This window comes from Cellulomonas fimi, from assembly GCF_012952065.1.
Classification (GTDB): Bacteria; Actinomycetota; Actinomycetes; order Actinomycetales; family Cellulomonadaceae; genus Pengzhenrongella; species Pengzhenrongella fimi_A.
In genome coordinates this window covers 82,594-99,514 of the sequence record NZ_JABCJJ010000009.1, presented here as the reverse complement: position 1 = coordinate 99,514, position 16,921 = coordinate 82,594, and the positions used below count along the sequence as shown (strand labels likewise).

The 16,921-nt window shown below is 70.6% G+C and carries 16 protein-coding genes; all 16 read right to left on the bottom strand.

Features of this window, described 5'->3' with window-relative positions; genetic code table 11:
- Positions 1-77: 77 nt before the first annotated feature.
- Positions 78-488 (bottom strand): hypothetical protein, encoded by a 411-nt coding sequence (locus tag HIR71_RS08070; RefSeq protein WP_169324541.1) that lies wholly within the window; start codon positions 486-488, stop codon positions 78-80.
- The gene (locus HIR71_RS08065; protein ID WP_169324540.1) at positions 485-1,138 is read right to left on the bottom strand and encodes a hypothetical protein; all 654 of its coding nucleotides are present in this window, start codon (positions 1,136-1,138) and stop codon (positions 485-487) included. The genes HIR71_RS08070 and HIR71_RS08065 overlap by 4 nt, the downstream gene beginning before the upstream one ends.
- Before the next feature lie 99 nt (positions 1,139-1,237).
- Complete coding sequence (gene aroB / locus HIR71_RS08060; RefSeq protein WP_169324539.1) at positions 1,238-2,386, bottom strand: 3-dehydroquinate synthase; 1,149 nt, start codon at positions 2,384-2,386, stop codon at positions 1,238-1,240.
- Positions 2,383-2,976: a shikimate kinase gene (locus HIR71_RS08055; protein WP_169324538.1), complete on the bottom strand. Its 594-nt coding sequence runs from the start codon at positions 2,974-2,976 to the stop codon at positions 2,383-2,385. Before HIR71_RS08055 ends, aroB begins: the two co-directional genes overlap by 4 nt.
- Complete coding sequence (gene aroC, locus HIR71_RS08050) at positions 2,973-4,193, bottom strand: chorismate synthase (protein ID WP_169324537.1); 1,221 nt, start codon at positions 4,191-4,193, stop codon at positions 2,973-2,975. Before aroC ends, HIR71_RS08055 begins: the two co-directional genes overlap by 4 nt.
- Before the next feature lie 82 nt (positions 4,194-4,275).
- Entirely contained in the window at positions 4,276-5,082 is an 807-nt protein-coding gene (locus tag HIR71_RS08045) for a hypothetical protein (protein ID WP_169324536.1), read from the bottom strand.
- 1 nt (position 5,083) lies between these two features.
- Positions 5,084-5,785, bottom strand: a complete 702-nt coding sequence (locus tag HIR71_RS08040) for a fimbrial assembly protein (protein ID WP_169324535.1) — start codon at positions 5,783-5,785, stop codon at positions 5,084-5,086.
- Positions 5,782-6,849 carry a type IV pilus assembly protein PilM gene (gene pilM, locus HIR71_RS08035; RefSeq protein ID WP_169324534.1) on the bottom strand — a complete coding sequence of 356 codons (1,068 nt, stop codon included), beginning with the start codon at positions 6,847-6,849 and terminating at the stop codon, positions 5,782-5,784. Before pilM ends, HIR71_RS08040 begins: the two co-directional genes overlap by 4 nt.
- Before the next feature lie 84 nt (positions 6,850-6,933).
- Positions 6,934-7,725, bottom strand: a complete 792-nt coding sequence (locus HIR71_RS08030; protein ID WP_169324533.1) for a prepilin peptidase — start codon at positions 7,723-7,725, stop codon at positions 6,934-6,936.
- Positions 7,726-7,741: 16 nt separating this feature from the next.
- A complete protein-coding gene (locus tag HIR71_RS08025; RefSeq protein ID WP_169324532.1) occupies positions 7,742-9,508 on the bottom strand; it encodes a hypothetical protein in 1,767 nt (588 codons plus the stop codon).
- Between the two features lie 5 nt (positions 9,509-9,513).
- Positions 9,514-10,245 (bottom strand): PilW family protein, encoded by a 732-nt coding sequence (locus HIR71_RS08020; protein ID WP_169324531.1) that lies wholly within the window; start codon positions 10,243-10,245, stop codon positions 9,514-9,516.
- Positions 10,242-11,609 (bottom strand): type IV pilus modification PilV family protein, encoded by a 1,368-nt coding sequence (locus tag HIR71_RS08015; protein WP_169324530.1) that lies wholly within the window; start codon positions 11,607-11,609, stop codon positions 10,242-10,244. Before HIR71_RS08015 ends, HIR71_RS08020 begins: the two co-directional genes overlap by 4 nt.
- 101 nt (positions 11,610-11,710) lie before the next feature.
- Positions 11,711-12,127, bottom strand: a complete 417-nt coding sequence (locus HIR71_RS17440; protein ID WP_169324529.1) for a prepilin-type N-terminal cleavage/methylation domain-containing protein — start codon at positions 12,125-12,127, stop codon at positions 11,711-11,713.
- A gap of 156 nt (positions 12,128-12,283) precedes the next feature.
- Positions 12,284-13,510, bottom strand: coding sequence for a type II secretion system F family protein (locus HIR71_RS08005; RefSeq protein ID WP_169324528.1), 1,227 nt, complete (start codon positions 13,508-13,510; stop codon positions 12,284-12,286).
- Positions 13,510-15,000 carry a type IV pilus twitching motility protein PilT gene (locus HIR71_RS08000; RefSeq protein WP_169324527.1) on the bottom strand — a complete coding sequence of 497 codons (1,491 nt, stop codon included), beginning with the start codon at positions 14,998-15,000 and terminating at the stop codon, positions 13,510-13,512. The genes HIR71_RS08005 and HIR71_RS08000 overlap by 1 nt, the downstream gene beginning before the upstream one ends.
- Positions 15,001-15,139: 139 nt before the next feature.
- The gene (locus HIR71_RS07995; protein WP_169324526.1) at positions 15,140-16,813 is read right to left on the bottom strand and encodes a GspE/PulE family protein; all 1,674 of its coding nucleotides are present in this window, start codon (positions 16,811-16,813) and stop codon (positions 15,140-15,142) included.
- Positions 16,814-16,921 lie beyond the last annotated feature (108 nt).

The following is a 16,921-nucleotide window of genomic DNA, read 5'->3' as shown; positions in this document are numbered from 1 at the left end:
TCGAGTTGAGAACGTACGGGGCGCAGCCCGCCTCCCGGGCGCCGCGCCAGACCGCCGACGATTCTAGCGCGTGCGGGTCACTCGCCCACGACGGCACCGCCCATCAGGGCGAGCCCGCCGATCCCGATGATCGCGGCCCAGCCCATCGACGCGAGGGTCCCGATCACGAACCGCTCGGACGCGGTCGGGTGCTCGCGCAGCTCGGGGTACCGGCCCAGTCCCTTGACGGCGATGACGAACGCGATGGCCGCGGGGTAGCCGGCGAGCATCGCTGCCGTGATGGTGAGGCGCTCGAGCAGCCCGATCCAGGTGCCGCCCCGCAGGGCCGCGCGCGGCACGGCCCCCGTCGGGCCGCCGTCGTCTCCCGCGGTTCCCGCGTCCCGCGACCGGGATGCGAGCCGGAGCACCAGGCCGGTCACCACCCAGCCGCCACCGACCGAGAGCACCAGGGCCCACGCGACGACGAGCGTGTCGATCCATGCGCTCACTCCGGTCTCTCCCTCTCCTCGTCCGTGTCGCGGCCCGCCGCCTCGTCGAGCAGGCGGGCGATGAGCGGCCTCGCGGCGAGCTCCTCGGCCCAGAGCGCGGTCCGCAGGCGTTGGCTCACCGCCTGCTGAGTGATCCCGAGCCGCTCCGCCACATCCTCCTGGCGGGCACCCACACCCGCGTCCTGCAGCGCATCGATGACCTGCCAGCCGGCGCTCGTCCGCCGCTCGGCGAGGGCGCCGACGAGCGTGAGGACCGCTGCGGCTTCAGCCGCCCGGTCGGGGCGCACCCCGCCGACGGCGACGGGAACCGCGCGACCACGGCTCTTCGCGTGCTCGACCGCCTCCCGGGCGAGGACGAACGCCGGTCCCGAACCGGCGCGCGTCGACGCCGGCAGCGGCTCGTCCACCGGTCCCGCGCCGACCCCGACGCTCCATCCCCCGCGTCGCAGGACGGCCAGGACGACGTCGACGCCGAGCGCGGCGTCGTCGAGCACGCACTGGACCTCGTCACCGACCGTCCGCTCGAACGGTCGCACCACGCCCGGCGCGTCGGCCGCGAGCGACGGCGTCGTGTCGAACGACGCGAGGAGCTCCTGCACGCGGTCGCCCAGGCGCCGGCTTCCCTGCTGGTCGATCGTCAGTACGAGCACGGCACAAGGCTAGAACCATGTTCGCCGGAGAACAAGCCTGGGAACTTGTCCTTCCGCCCACAAGCCAGCCTCGGGTCCGTCCCCGCTCGTGCGGCGAGGTCAGAGGGAGATCGCGCGACTCGTGACCGCACCTTCGCTGACCTCCGCGTACGCCGCGGCGAGCAGCGTGGGGTCGGGCCCCTCGAGCCGCGCGGGCTTGGCCACGTCCTCGAGCACGACGAAGCGGAGCAGGTCACCCCGCGTCTTCTTGTCGCGACGCATGGCGCCGAGCAGCTGCTCCCAGCGGTCGCCCCGGTAAGTGACGGGAAGCCCGACCGAGGTGAGGACGGCGCGGTGGCGATCCACGACGTCGTCGGCCAGGCGACCCGCGAGCCGCGCCAGCTCGGCCGCGTAGACCATGCCCACCGAGACGGCCGCACCGTGGCGCCACGCGAACCGCTCGACGAGTTCGATCGCGTGGCCGAAGGTGTGCCCGTAGTTGAGGATCTCGCGCAGGCCGGACTCCTTGAGGTCCTCCCCCACGACGCGCGCCTTGATCGCGATGGACCGCTCGATCAGCTCGAGCAGCACGTCCTCCTCGCCCGCGTCGACGGGTGAGCCGCCGCGTTCGACGATGCCCTGCGGGTCGGCCTCGACCAGCTCGAGGATCCGCGCGTCGGCGATGAACCCGCACTTGATGACTTCGGCGAGCCCGGCGACGAGGTCGAACGTCGGGAGCGACTCGAGCGAGTCGAGGTCGCACAGCACGCCGGCCGGCGGGTGGAACGCGCCCACGAGGTTCTTGCCCTCGGCCGTGTTGATGCCCGTCTTGCCCCCCACGGCGGCGTCGACCATGCCGAGCAGGGTCGTCGGGACGTGCACGACCTTGATCCCCCGGAGCCAGGTCGCCGCGACGAAGCCCGCGAGGTCCGTCGTCGCGCCCCCGCCGAGCGACACGACCGCGTCGGAGCGCGTGAAGTCCGCCTGGCCGAGCACCTGCCAGCAGAACGCGGCGACCTCGGCCGACTTGGCCCCCTCGGCGTCCGGGACCTCGGCGAGGATCGCCTCGTAGCCCTGGGCCACGAGGTCCTCGCGCACGGCCTCGGCCGACGTCGACATCGCCTCGGTGCAGACGACGAGGACGCGGCGCACGCCCTCGCCGAGCAGCCCGGGGAGCTCGCCGAGAAGGCCGCGCCCGATCACGACGTCGTACGGGCGCTCGCCCTCGACGCGGACGACGCGGGTCGGGCTGCGGTCGGGGTCACTCACCGGAGGTCTCCGTTCGGGGCGGGATCGGGCTGCGGGTCGGGCTGCGGGTCGGGCTGCTGCCCGGCGCCGTGCGCTTCCACGGCGGCGGCGATCTGGTGCGCGACCTGGGCGGGGGTACGACCGTCGGTCTGGACGACGTGCGTCGCGACACGTTCGTACACCGGTCGACGCCGCTCCATCAGCCCCTGCCACTGCGCCCGGGGGTTGCCGAGCAGCAGCGGGCGGGACTGGTTGAAACCGACGCGCGGCGCCGCGTGCGCGAGCGAGACGTCCAGGAAGACGACGACGCCGCCCGCCTCGCCGTACTGCGCCAGCGCCGCCTCGGTCGTCGGATCGAGCACCGCGCCGCCGCCGAGCGCGAGCACGCCGGGGTGCGTCGCGAGGGCGGCCGCGACCGCCTCGCGCTCGAGCATGCGGAAGTGTGGTTCGCCGTCGTCCACGAAGATCTCGCTGATGGGCTTGCCGGCGGTCCGCTCGACGTCGGCGTCGGTGTCACGCGCGTCGGTCCGCAGCAGGCGGGCGAGCGTGCGGGCGACGGTCGACTTGCCGGAGCCCGGCGGGCCCACGAGGACGACCCGGGGAGCCGTCATCGCTGGAGCTCCGGGATCCCGTCGACGTAGCCGCGGACGTTGCGCGCCACCTCGCCGACCGAGTCGCCACCGAACTTCTCGAGCAGCGCCTGGGCGAGCACCAGCGCGACCATCGCCTCGGCGACGACGGCGGCCGGCGGGACGGCACAGACGTCGGAGCGCTGGTGCTGGGCCTTGGCGGGATCGCCGCTCGCGGTGTCCACGGTGGCGAGCGCGCGCGGGACGGTCGAGATCGGCTTCATCGCGGCGCGGACCCGCAGGATCTCGCCGGTGGTCATGCCGCCCTCGAGCCCGCCCGCGCGGTTGGACCGGCGCCGGATCTCTCCCGTCGTGGCGTCGCGCTCCATCTCGTCGTGCGCCTGCGAGCCCCGGCGGGTCGCGGTCCGGAAGCCGTCGCCGACCTCGACACCCTTGATCGCCTGGATGCCCATGAGGGCGCCGGCGAGGCGCGAGTCGAGCCGGCGGTCGGCGTGCACGTAGCTGCCGATCCCCGAGGGCAGGCCGTAGGCGAGCACCTCGACCACTCCCCCGAGGGTGTCCCCCGCCTTCTGGCAGTCGTCGATCTCGGCGACCATCGCGGCCGACGTCGCGGGGTCGGCGCAGCGGACCGGGTCGGCGTCGAGGCGGGCGACGTCGTCGGGGTCGGGCAGGTCCGCGCCGTCGGGCACCGCGACGGGGCCGATGGCGACGACGTGCGAGACCAGCCGGACGCCCGCGACCTGCTCGAGGAGGTGCGCGGCGACCGTGCCGAGCGCGACGCGCGTCGCGGTCTCGCGGGCCGAGGCGCGCTCGAGGACCGGGCGCGCGTCGTCGAACCCGTACTTGCGCATCCCCACGAGGTCGGCGTGCCCCGGGCGCGGGCGCGTCAGCGGACGGTTGCGCGCGACCTCCCGTTCGTCACCGGTGCCGGCGTCGACGAGGAGCCGCTCAGCAGGCACCGGGTCGGCCGACATCACGTCGACCCACTTGGGCCACTCGCTGTTCCCGATCTCGATCGCGACGGGGCCGCCCTGCGTCAGGCCGAACCGCACACCCCCGAGGATGCGCACCGCGTCCTGCTCGAACTTCATGCGGGCCCCGCGGCCGTGGCCGAGGCGGCGGCGGGCGAGCGCGTCCTGGACGTCCGTGGTGGTGATCTCGACGCCGGCCGGCAGGCCCTCGAGGATCCCGACCAGCGCCTCACCGTGCGACTCACCCGCAGTCAACCAACGCAGCATGGGCGCATCGTTTCATGCGGGGGGACGACGACGGCGCGGCGCCCGGGTGGTGGACCGGGAGCGCCGCGCCGTCGGTGGAGCGTCAGGAGTTGGACATCGGCAGCTTGGCCGGGTCAGGCTCCGGCAGCGCGGGAGTCGGCGTGCCCTCGGCGGGCTCCTCGACGGCAGCCGAGCTGTCCTTGAGCACGTAGATGTAGCCGGTGATCGTGAGCTCCAGCTCGCCGCGGGCCGTCGCGGGGCGTCCGCCGCTGGCCTCCTCCTCGTCCGTCCCACCGCCTTCGAGCGTCGTGACGAGGAAGAGCCGCTGGGACCCGGACTGCAGGCCCTCGAGGAAGGCCATGACGTTCGCAACCGGGCCCAGAGCCGTGAGGTCGATCGGCACGGCGACGAAGCCCGGGATCGGCTCGAACACCGCGGGCACGCCCGCCGGCGCCGGCGCCGGCTCGTCGGTCGTCGACGTCTCCTCGGCAGCGCCTTCGTCCGTCGCGGCGTCCGACCCCTCGTCCGCCGTCGGCGCAGCCGGCGCCTGCGGCACGGTGGGCACGACGTCGAGCGGGGTGCCCGGCGTCACCTCGACGAGCGCGGTGCCCGTGGCCTCGGCCAGCGCCGTGAACTCGCGCGTGTACTCGGCGAGATCAGCCTTCGACGGGATCTGGACGGCCAGTGTGGCCAGCTCGGCCTTGTACTCGTCCAGGTTCTCGTACTGCTTCTTCAGCGTCGCCAGCTGGACGCGCAGCATGTCGTTGCGGGTCTCGACCGAATCCGTCTCGGCGCGCGTCTCCTGGGTGCTCGCCAGCACCGGTGAGATGCCGAGGAACCAGCCGCCCGCCACGAGGACGGCTCCGAGGAACGCGGTCCCGAGCACCCAGGTCGACTTCTTGGGTCCCATGTCAGCGGCCCTCCTCGATCACGAAGCGGTTCGTGTACGCCGACTCGTCGACCTGCACGCTGGCGGTGACCTCGTAGTGCGGGCCATAGGTCTCGTCCTCGGCCACCGCGACCGAGGAGACCCAGGCGTCCGCGAAGCCCGGGATGGAGTTGAGGGCGTCGATCCACGCGCCCGAGGCGACCAGGGTCGTGCTGCGCGCCATGAAGTCGACCCGGCTCACGCTGGGGGCCTGCAACGGGTCGAGCGGCGCGGCCGGAGCGAGCATCGGGGTCGCGCTGGTCACGTTGATGTTGGAGAGCAGCACGCCCTCGGGCATGGTGGCCAGCACGGCCTTGACGTACGGCGACCAGGGGATCTCGGTCGAGAACCCGAGCTCGCGCGCCGACTCCAGCTCGTCCAGGCGTCCGAGGACGACGGGCACCTCGGCGTACTGGGCCTGCTGCGCGGTGAGCTCCGCGGTCTGCTCCTGCGCCTTCGTGAGCTCACCCTTCGCCGCGCCGGCCTGCATGAGCGCACCGGCGTAGGCCACGGCGACGAGGAGGAACACCACCACGAGGACCAGTGCGAGGCGTCGCTTGGTGCCGGAGAGGGCACGGGCCGCGCGGACCTCGGGCGGGAGGAGGTTGACCTGGGGCAGACCCTGCCCCAGAGACATGTTCTTGGGGGTGGCGGTTCGCGCGCCACGCTCGAGAGTGAAGGTCATGCTGCAGCTCCAAACGCGAGGCCCAACGGCATGGCGAGCGCGTGCTGCGCTTCGTTGAGGTGCTCCGGGCTCCCGGCGCCCGACCCCAGGCGCAACGTGGAGAGTGGCTGCCCGAGGGTCACGGGGAGCCGGCTGGCGCTCGAGAGGTACTGGCCGAGACCGGGCAGCTGCGAGCCGCCGCCGGTGAGCAGGACCATCTCGGTGGGCGCACCCGGGTTGTTGCTCGTGTAGTAGACGAACGTGTTGCGGATCGCCTCGACGAGCGACGTGGTGATCGTGCGGATCGCCTCCGCGGCGGGAGCGAGCTCAGGGGCCGCGGAGAACCCGATCCCGAGCTGACGCTTGATGAGCTCGGCGTCAGCGGCCGAGGCGCCCATCGCCGACCCGACGGCGTCGGAGACGTCCTGGCCGCCCGAGGGCAGCATGCGGACGAAGCTCGGGACCCCGTTCGCGACCACGACCACGGTCGTGACACGGGCGCCGATGTCCACCAGCGCCAGGGTGCGCCCGAGCAGGTCGCCGCGCGCCATGACCCGGGCGAGCGCGAACGCGCCGAGGTCGACCATGACCGGCTTGAGACCCGCGGCCTCCACGGCGGCGACGTTGGCCTGCACGGTGTCCTTCGTGGCCGCGACGAGCAGCCCGCGCACCATGTTCCCGTGCTCCCCCACGTAGCTGCCCGTCGGGACGTAGTCGAGGACGGCGTCCTCGACGGCGACCGGGAGCATCTCCTGGGCCTGGAAGGGCAGCGACGAGCGCAGCTGCGCCAGCGGCATCCAGGGCAGGTCGAGGTCACGGACCACGACACGCTGGTTGCCGATGCCGATCACGACGTCCTTGTGACTGAACTTCACGCGGGCCCAGAGCTGCTTGATCGCGGTCGCGACCGTCTGCAGCTCCGTCACCTCGCCGTCACGGACAGCGCCGAGCGGGAGCGGAACCTCTCCGAACTTCACCACGGTCGGCTGGCTGGTCCGGGATGGACCACCGCCGGCGAACTCGAGCTCGGCGGCGCGCACCTGCGTCGTCCCGATGTCGAGCCCGATGACTCGCGTCTTGGCCACGTGACCGTCCCTCTCGCTCGCTGTCGACTCACTGCACCTATCGGTGCGGCGGGTGCGTGTCTTGAGCACTCGAGGCGTCCGGCTTCAGAGGACCGCACCGAGGTAGAGAGCCCACAGCCGCTCGCCCCATGCGACCCCGACCCCCGCGCCCAGCAGCATCCACGGGCCGAACGGGATGCCTGACTTGCGCCCTGCGCGGCGGGTCAGCAACAGCCCCAGCGCGAAGACGCCGCCGAGGGCGAACGCGGCGAAGGCACCGACCGCGAGCGCGCCCCAGCCGACCCAGCCGAGGTACAGGCCGAGCACGCCCGCGAGCTTGACGTCACCGAAGCCCATGCCGCGGGGGTAGGCCATGACCATCGCGAAGTACGCGACCCACAGGACCACCAGGCCGAGCCCACCACGAAGGAGAGCCGCCCAGTCCCCGGTGCCCGCACTCGCCACGGCGAGCAGGACGCCGCCGACGACGTAGGAGGGCAGCACGATGCGGTTGGGGAGGGTGTGCGTGTCGATGTCGATGAGCGCGAGCGCCACCGACACGGCGGCGAGGTACAGGAACGCAGGGACCGCCCACAGACCGGGTGGCTCGAGCCCGAAGCGCAACCCGGCGAGGACGAACAGCACCGCCGTGGCCGCCTCGACCAGCGGGTAGCGGACCGAGATGGGGGTGCGGCAGTCCCGGCACCGGCCGCCCAGCAGCAACCACGACAGCACAGGCACGTTGTCCCGCGGCCGGATCGCGTGCCCGCAGCGGGGGCACGCGCTCGGGGGCGACGCGAGCGACTCCCCGCGCGGGAGCCGCCACACGACCACGTTGAGGAACGACCCGACGGCGAGCCCGAGCACGGCGACGAGGACGAGGAGGAGAACCGTCACGCCGCAGAGCCCTGCTTCACCGGTAGCTGCCGTCGGGGTTCATGACGGGACTGACCTCGACCCACACGTTCACGCCGTAGGTCGTCGTCACCGGTGACAGGAACTTCGGCGGCGCGGTGTAGCGGAACCGCTCGTCGTAGACGTAGTCCTTGCCGTACCCGGTGGACATCGATGCGCCCGACCCGGTTCCCACCGGCCCGCGGAACTTCTGCGCGATCGCGCCGTACACGCTGAGGGTGCCGCGGTCGTCGTTGCCCTTGTTGTAGTTCTGCACCATGAAGGTGTGGGCCACCGAGAGGATCGCGGCGTCGATCTTCCGGTTCTTGGAACCGTTCAGCGGCTTGTTGCCGTCCATCGGGTTCCACACCCACACCGCGTTGTTGCCGATCAGACCCAGCATGTCCTCGGTGTCGTCCTCGTACTCGAGGTCGTCGGTCACGTAGATGTAGTTCTCCGCCGCTACCGTCACGTTGCCCTTGACGGTGCCCTCGACGAACGCGTCGCCGTTCTTGCACCCGTAGGCGTTGGTGAACGGCAGGTCCTCCTTGGAGACCGGGTACCCGAGTGAGTTGCCGTTGCTCTCGCATTTGACCGTCGACGAGAAGGGAGGGGTGTCCGAGCTGGGAGTGCCGTTGACGTTCCCGCTCGCGTTGGGGACGTTTTGCACGTATATGACCATGTTCGGGAAGACGGTCACCTCCTGGCCGACGTACTTCGTGCTGCCGCCGGTGACGGTCGTCTTGGCGAGCCCCGCGCTCCCCGGCGTCCCGCAGGCGGCCGGCGAGGTGCCCGTGCTGTCGGCCGCGTTCCCGATCCGGGTCGCCTTCGTCCAGGGCGAGATGACCTGCATCTTCCCGTCGCTCGTGAACGTGATCGAGGTCGGCCCGGTGTACAGGCAGCCCGGGTTCGGCACGTCGGCGAGGTCGGTGCGGGTCTCCTTCTTGATCTGGGAGTTGGTCGGCGGCATGCCGATGATCGGCATGACCGAGGGATCGCCGGGGACGCTGAAGGTCGGCGTCGTCCCGCTCTTCAGGTAGTTCGCACCGCCGGACGGGTTCTGCCACCCGGTCGTCGTCTTGCCCTGGAACTTGGCGGCACCGTTCGTCTGGATGGTGTCGTTCGTGTGGAGCGGCCCCTTGATGACGTCGGCACCACCGAAGTAGATGGTGCTGCAGCCGGGCCGCGAGCCCGGGTACCGGATGGCGCAGTTCGCCGTGCTCGTCGGGTTGAGGGCGGTGGGATCCATCACCTCGTAGTCCGTGAAGTAGAGGAAGTCGATGAACCCCTGCTGCTTGAGGTCGGCGACGATCGTCCGCGTCTCGTCCCCCGACCGACCGGTGCTGCGCAGCCGCAGCGTGCCGTCGATGTTGAACCGGGAGTTGTCGATCTCGTACCGGTACTGCGCGGCGCCCGAGCTCCCGGGGACCTCCGCCCAGGTCCCGGTCGCCCCCACCCCGAAGGCAGAATTGGTGGCCGCACCGGTGGGCAGTTTCACCGGTGCGGGGGTGGCTGCGGTCGGGTTGCTGAAGGTGGACGACGGGTTCCCGCTGAGGAAGTACCCGGTGTCGTTCGCGAGGCGGCTCTGGTACTCCTCGACGCCGGCGTAGGCGGCCGCGATCGCGGCGTTCCAGTCCTGGTCCGAGCGCGCCTTGCGCAGCCCACCGAGCGAGTAGGAGATGGCCGCGACGACGAGGCCCGCCAGGACGGCGCCCACCCCGATCACCATGATCATCGCGATGCCGCGCTCGCGGTCCTCGATCGGGGTCTGAAGCACAGTGCGCATCGTGATCACGGTCCTACTCGAGAGATGCCCAGGTTGGGGATGCCGACGGAGTTCGCGAGCGTGACGGGCTCGGCGCGGGCGGTGACGTCCGCCTGCACCTTCAGGGTGAGGGTGACCGCGACGATCTCGCGCAGCTGGTCCTTGCTCGGCGAGGCCGGCGGCACCCACGCCGTGCCGTCCTCCTTGAGGAACGTGAAGAGGTAGGGCTCGCTCCCGGCCCGCGGCGGTATCTGCCGGGTGACGACCCGACTCGTCGGCGTCGTCGACGCCGGGAACACCCAGTACCGCTTGCCACCGGAGCTCACGGGGGTCGCCGCCCAGCGTGTCTCGACGAGCTCGCGGTTGCCGTTGATCGAGAACCTCACCTTGATCGGCTCCGGCTCGACGGCCTCGTCGGTGTCGATGAACGCGTAGAGCATCACCGACTCGTTGCCCGCGGCGACGAAGACGGGGTCGTTGAGCGGCTGGCCCTGGACTCGCAGCTCGGTCCCCGAACGGATCACCCGGGTCAGCTCGTTCATGCCGATGGCCGCGGTGGTCGAGCTGTCCGTCGCCGCGCGGTCGCGCGTGAAGGTGCGGTTCACCGTGACGACCAGCGTCAGCACCATCGTGGAGATCAGTCCGAGCAGGAACATCGTGACGAGCAGCTCGGGGAGCGAGAGGCCTCGCTCGCGCTGGGCGGCCTCGCGTGTGGCGTTGACACTGCGCGCCATGATGGCCGAGAGGAGCCGGCTCACGGGATCACCACACGCGGGTCGAGCCGGACGACCCCGCCGGGGTCGATCTCCGAGCGGGACGGGACCCCGGCCGGCGGGAGCTCGAGCTCCCCCGGACCGACCAGGCTGGTCATGCTGCTGGTCGACGAGCCGCGGTAGAGCTTCCATGTGCCGTACGGCAGGGCGATCGTCGTCGGAGCGCCGGAGAGCACGGACCCGTAGGTGTAGGTCACCGTCGCGGCACACCCCGGAAGTCCGGCGAAGGGTGCCTCGGAGACCGCCTTGAGGTAGCTCCCGGAGCCACCGCCCTTGACGCGGACGATGCCCATCGGCACGTCGATGTCGACGGCGCTGCCCGGGTCCGCCGCCTTCGCAGGGTCGCGGACGCCCTCCCACTGCTGCCCGGAGACCTTCTCCGCCGGCCACTGCCCCGGGTCCCCGGAGTCGCACTCGCCGGCGTACGCCTGGTAGCCGGACGTGTAGGGGTGGAGCCTGAAGACCTGGCTCGCCGTCCCACTGCCGGTGTCCGGCGTCCTGCCGTAGATGTCATAGGTGTTCCAGAAGGTGGTCTTCAGGTCGGTGGGCAGCCGCACGCTCTCGCCCGCAGCGGGGACGTAGTTCGTCGCGAGCCGCGCCGTGTAGCGGGCCGCACGGTCCAGCTGGAAGCCGACGGAGGTCGAGGCGCCGGCCTGCACGGTGATCGCACTCGCCGGCGTGGCGCTCTGACCGGCGTCGACGTTGTCCGCCTTGGAAACCTTCACGTCGTAGCTGCCGGGCGGGACCTTGAGCACGTAGGTGCATCCCTGGCTGTCGGTCGGCGCGACGGCCGTGCCCGTGCTGGGCGTCGTCGTGACGGTGACGCCCTGGTTCCCGGTGCCGGCGGCGTTGAGCACCGACACGAGGATCGTGCCGAGGGCGGGGTCGTTGATCCGCTCCTTCGGGCCGATCACGGTGTCCATCCGCACCGGCTCGGTACCCGGGCGCATGTTGTCCCAGGTCACGGTCACGTTGACGCGCTTGTAGCGCAGGGCTCCGCCTGAGCCGCCGGCCGATCCACCGCACGAGAAGTCGAGACCGGGATCGCTGACCCACTGCGGGCTCACCTTGACGCGGAACACGTCGCCGTTGAGCGTGACCGGCGCGCGGTCGACCGGGACCAGGTCGAACAGGTCGTCGATGTCGCGCGCCAGGTCGATCTCGCCCGAGGCGAGGTTCGAGGCGACCTGGCGGGCGCGCGAGTCCCGCCCCACGGACAGGACCGACATCATCGTGTAGATGACGCCGGTCGAGATGACCGCGAAGATCAGCATCGCCATCATCACCTCGATGAGGGACATGCCGTCCTCGGCCTGCGCGTTAGCCAGCCGACGCCGGAGGTGGGTCATCGTGGTCCTCTCGTCTCCGAGCGTTCGACGGCTGGTGGGAGTGATACGCGGTTGTGGGGCGCCGCGTTCGCGGCACCCCACAACCGTTCAGGCTGAAGAACTCAGCTGGCCGTCGGCCCGGTGATCTTGCCGGTCGCGCTCTCGTACGTGAAGGTGTCCTCGTCCGAAGGCAGGCTGGCGTGGGTCGCCTTCAGCGTGTACGCCGTCGCGGACTTGGCGGCAACCGTGAGCGCAACGCCGGTCGTCTCGTTGTAACCGTTCGCGGTCAGCGCCGCCGTGTCGAGCGCCGCGTACGAACCGTTCGCGTCGACGGCGTGCGACTCGGCGGCGATGGATGCGTTCTTCAGTGACGACTCCGCCTGCGCGCGCCAGCCCTTCTCGCGCTGGTTGAGGAACGCCGGGATGGCGATCGCGGCGAGGATGCCGATGATGATGATCACGACGAGGAGCTCGATCAGGGTGAAGCCCTTCTCACCCCGCGCGCGCTTCTCGATGGTCTTCTGGATGCGAGCCATCATGTTGATGCCCTCTTCTTCTCGATGTCTTGAGGAAGTGCCGGTCTCCCGGCGATTGGTGGTACGCCGTCTTCATCGGCGTCCCGCGTCTCGACTTGAGCGACGTCACACGTTGGGTTCGCGCACGTTCACCCGTTCGCGCGAGCACGCCTGTGGCGCTCAGCCCACGAGCTCGAAGATCGAGAAGATCGGCATGTAGAGGGCGACGATCATGCCGCCGATGATCACGCCGATGATCGCGATCATCAGCGGCTCGATCAGCGACGTGAGCTGCTCCGTCGTCGCGGCGACCTCCTCGTCGTAGAACTGGGAGATCTTCTCGAGCATCGTCTCCATCGCTCCGGCGTCCTCCCCGGTGGCGATCATCTGCACGACCATCGGGGGAAACACCGGATGCTGCGCGAGCGGCGCCGAGAGCGACTGCCCCGTGCGCACGCTCTCCTGGACGTCCTTGACGGCCTTCTCGATGACCCAGTTGCCGCTCGTCTCCCCGACGATGTCGAGGGCCTGGAGGATGGGTACGCCGGCGCCGAGCATGGTGCCGAAGTTTCGCGTGAAGCGAGCGATCGCAACCTTCTGGAAAAGCTTCCCGAAGATCGGCAGCTTCAGCATCATGGGGTCGTACTTCGACCGGACACCTGGATCGTTCTTGTGCCGACGCCACCAGATCGAGAACACCACGAGCGCGATGACGAGGGCAGGTGCGATGAACTTCATCCACCCCGAGAGCACGACGAGCATCTGCGTCGGCCACGGCAGCGCGCCCCCGAGGTCTTTGAACATCTGCTCGAACACCGGGACGATGAACAGCAGCATCCCGATCACGGCGAGCACCGCCATGAAGAACACCATGACGGGATAGGTCATCGCCGACTTGATCTGCGCCTTGAGCTTGACCTCGGCCTCGTAGTTCGACGCGATCGACAGCAGCGACTGCTCGAGGAACCCGCCGACCTCGCCCGCCTTGATCATGTTGATCATCAGCGGCGGGAAGACGGTCTTGTGCCGGCCGAGGGACTCGGACAGCGACGAGCCGGCCTCGATGTCGCCACGCGTCTGGGCGAGGACCTTCGCCAGCTCCTTGTTCTCGGTCTGGTCCGCGAGGATCGAGAGAGTCCGAAGCAGCGAGAGGCCGGCCGAGATCATCGTGGCCATCTGCCGCGACATGACCGCGAGGTCCTTGAGCGTGATCTTCTCGCCGAACCCCGGGATCGAGATGTCGCGCTGAAGACCGGTGTTCTGCACCTCGGCGATCGCGAGCGGCGCCATCCCCATCGTGCGCAGGCGGTTGGCGACGGCAGCCTCGTTGGTCGCGTCGATCCGGCCCTTGACGACCTTGCCGTTGCGGTCGCGGATCGAGTACTCGTACGTGCGCGTGATGGCCATCAGCGGATCCCCGTCCCGTAGCCCGCGGGGGCGCCCTGGTTCTGGAGGCCGCCCGTGGTGTTGAGCGCCGAGGCGCCCTGGCTCATGCGCGCGGTGCGCCCGACGAGCTTGTTGTAGTCCTCGACGTGATGGGCCTTCTCGAGGCCGGTCTCGTAGGTGATCCTCCCCTGCCGCACCAGGTCGGCCAGGTGCTGGTCGAGGGTGTGCATGCCGTGGTCGACCCCCGCCTGCATGGCCGAGTAGATCTGGTGCGTCTTGCCCTCGCGGATGAGGTTGCGGATGGCCGGCGTGGCGACGAGCACCTCGGTGGCGACCACGCGGCCCTGGTTGTTGGACGTCTTGCACAGCGTCTGGCAGACGATGCCCTGGATCGCCCCGGCGAGCTGGGTGCGCACCTGCGCGTGCTGGTCGGCGGGGAACACGTCGATGACGCGGTCGATCGTCTGCGCGGCGTCCTGGGTGTGGAGCGTCGCGAACACGAGGTGACCGGTCTCCGCCGCGGTGAGCGCGACCGAGATGGTCTCGAGGTCGCGGAGCTCGCCGACCAGGATGATGTCGGGGTCCTGGCGGAGCACGTGCTTGAGGGCGCTCGCGAACGAGAGCGTGTCGGCGCCGACCTCGCGCTGGTTGATCAGCGAGCTCTTGTGGCGGTGGAGGAACTCGATCGGGTCCTCGACCGTCATGATGTGGTCGCGCCGGGTCCGGTTCGCCAGGTCGATCACCGAGGCGAGGGTGGTGGACTTGCCCGAGCCGGTCGGGCCGGTGACCAGCACGAGCCCGCGCGGCAGGCCGGCGAAGTTGCCCACCACGTTCGGCACCCCGAGCGCCTCGAGCGGCTTGATCTCATAAGGGATCAGACGGAAGGCGGCGCCGATCGACTCGCGCTGCTGGTAGAGGTTCACGCGGAACCGGGCGGCCCCGCGCACCGCGTAGGCGAAGTCGAGCTCGAGATTCGCCTCGAACTTCTCGCGCTGCTTCTGCGTGAGGATCGCGTAGATGCTCCGCTGCAGGGAGTCGGGCTTGAGGACGTCGAAGCCGTCGAGGGGACGTAGGCCGCCGTCGAGGCGGATCATCGGGGGCGCGCCGACCGTGAAGTGCAGGTCGGAGGCCCCCGCTTCGAACATCGCCCGGAGCGCGGCGTCGAGGTCGACGTCGTTCGCCTGCTCCGGGTTGTGCATCCCCATCCGGGCGCCACGGTCGCGGGCGACGGGAGCAGAAGCCGGAGCTGCGGGTGCCGGACCGGCGGGTGCCGAGGCCGGCGCGCGGTACTGCGGCGGCGGCGCCGCATACTGCGACGCTGCGTGCTGAGGTGCTGCGTGCTGCGATGCTGCGGCACCCTGCGTCGACGTCCAGGGCGCGGGCTGCGACGGGACGGGTGCGTAGGACGCCTGGGCCGTCGGCAGCGGGAACGCACCGGCCTGGGGCCCCGCCGCACGGTGCGGCGGCAACGGTCGCGTGGGCTGGCCGCCCGGGTGGTAGGACTCGCTCACGGATCCGCCTCCATGTGATCGCTCGGCCCACGGCGTGGCCGCGGGCACGGGAGCACCGACATCCCGGTGCACCCTCGGATGGCCTATCGGCCCTGATCGGGTCGTTCTTGAGCAGGTCGGGCGATCTGCGTCGATCGCGTCACGCGACGACGCGCAGGATCTCCTCGATCGACGTCAGCCCGAGCGCGACCTTGCGCCAGCCGTCCTCGCGGAGCGGGACCATGCCCTGCTCCTTGGCGGTCTGCGCGATGTCCGCGCTCGACGAGTGCGCGACGGCGTGGCGCTCGATGTCCTCGGTCACGCGCATCACCTCGTGCAGCGCGATCCGCCCGCGGTACCCCGTCTTGGAGCACGTCACGCAGCCGACCGGCCGGTGGAGGATCGGCAGTTCCTCCCCCGGCACCCACGGGAACCGCGCGCCGACCATCTCGACCTCGGTCGGCTCGTACGGCTCCTTGCACTTGTCGCACAGCTTGCGCGCGAGCCGCTGGGCCACCACCGCGTCGAGCGCCGACCCCACGAGGAACGGCTCGATGCCCATCTCGGTCAGCCGGGTGATCGCCGACGGCGCGTCGTTGGTGTGCAGCGTCGAGAGCACGAGGTGACCGGTGAGCGCCGCCTCGATCGCGATCTGCGCGGTCTCGTGGTCGCGGATCTCCCCCAGCAGCACGACGTCGGGGTCCGATCGCAGGATCGACCGCAGCGCGCCCGCGAACGTCAGGCCGGCCTTCGGGTTCACCTGGACCTGGTTGATCCCGGCAAGCCGGTACTCGACAGGATCTTCCACGGTGATCACGTTGATCTCGGGCCGGGACACCGCGTTGAGCGTCGCGTACAGGGTCGTCGACTTCCCGGACCCGGTCGGCCCGGTGACGAGGATCATGCCGTACGGCTTGGTGTACGCCTCCTTGTAGACCTCGTAGTTGTCGTCGAGGAAGGACAGGTCGCGCAGGTCGAGGCTCGCGGTCGAGTTGTCCAGGATGCGCATCACGATCTTCTCGCCCCACACCGTCGGCAGGGTCGCGACGCGGAGGTCGATCTTGCGCCCGTTGTGGGTCACCGACATGCGGCCGTCCTGCGGCTTGCGCCGCTCGGCGATGTCGATGTCGCTCATGATCTTGACGCGCGAGATGACGCCGCTCTGGATCTGCTTGGGTGCGCGCTGCGTCTCGTGCAGCACGCCGTCGATGCGGTACCGGACTCGCAGGTCCTTCTCGGCGGGCTCGATGTGGATGTCCGACGCGCGGTCGGTGATCGCCTGGGTGACCAGCAGGTTCACGAACCGCACGATCGGGGCGTCGTCGTCCACGACGTCGCCCATGCGCGAGAGGTCGGTCTCGACCTCGTTGACCTCCTCCTCGAACGCCGAGGAGAGGTTCTCCATCTCGCCGTCGGCGCGGCAGTACCGGTCGATCGCCCGCACGAGGTTGTCGTGCGTCGCGACGACGGTGCGCACCTGCATCCCGGACATGGTCCGCACGTCGTCGACCGCGACGACGTTGCCCGGGTTCGCCGTGGCGAGCACCAGCACGCCGCCCTCGATCGCGATCGGCAGCACGACGTGCCGCCGGCACAGGCTGCTGGGCACCTGGCCGACCGCCAGGCGGTCGACGCTGAACTCGTCGAGGTCGATGAAGTCGAGGCCGACCTGGCTCGCCAGGGCCTGGACGAGCTGCGACTCGGACAGGAAGCCGATCTCGACGAGGGTCCGGCCGAGCGAGCCGCCGCGCGTGCTCTGCTCCTCGATGGCGGCCATGAGCTCGCGCTCGGTCACGAGGCCTTCGTCGAGGAGGATCTCTCCGAGCTGCTTCACGCGCGTCCTCCAGGGCAGTCGTCGGTCGGGCTCCCTTGTGTATCGGCAGCCGCACCGCCCGCGATGAGGGCTTGTGGGCGCCGTCGCGCCCGTTCACCCGCGATGCCC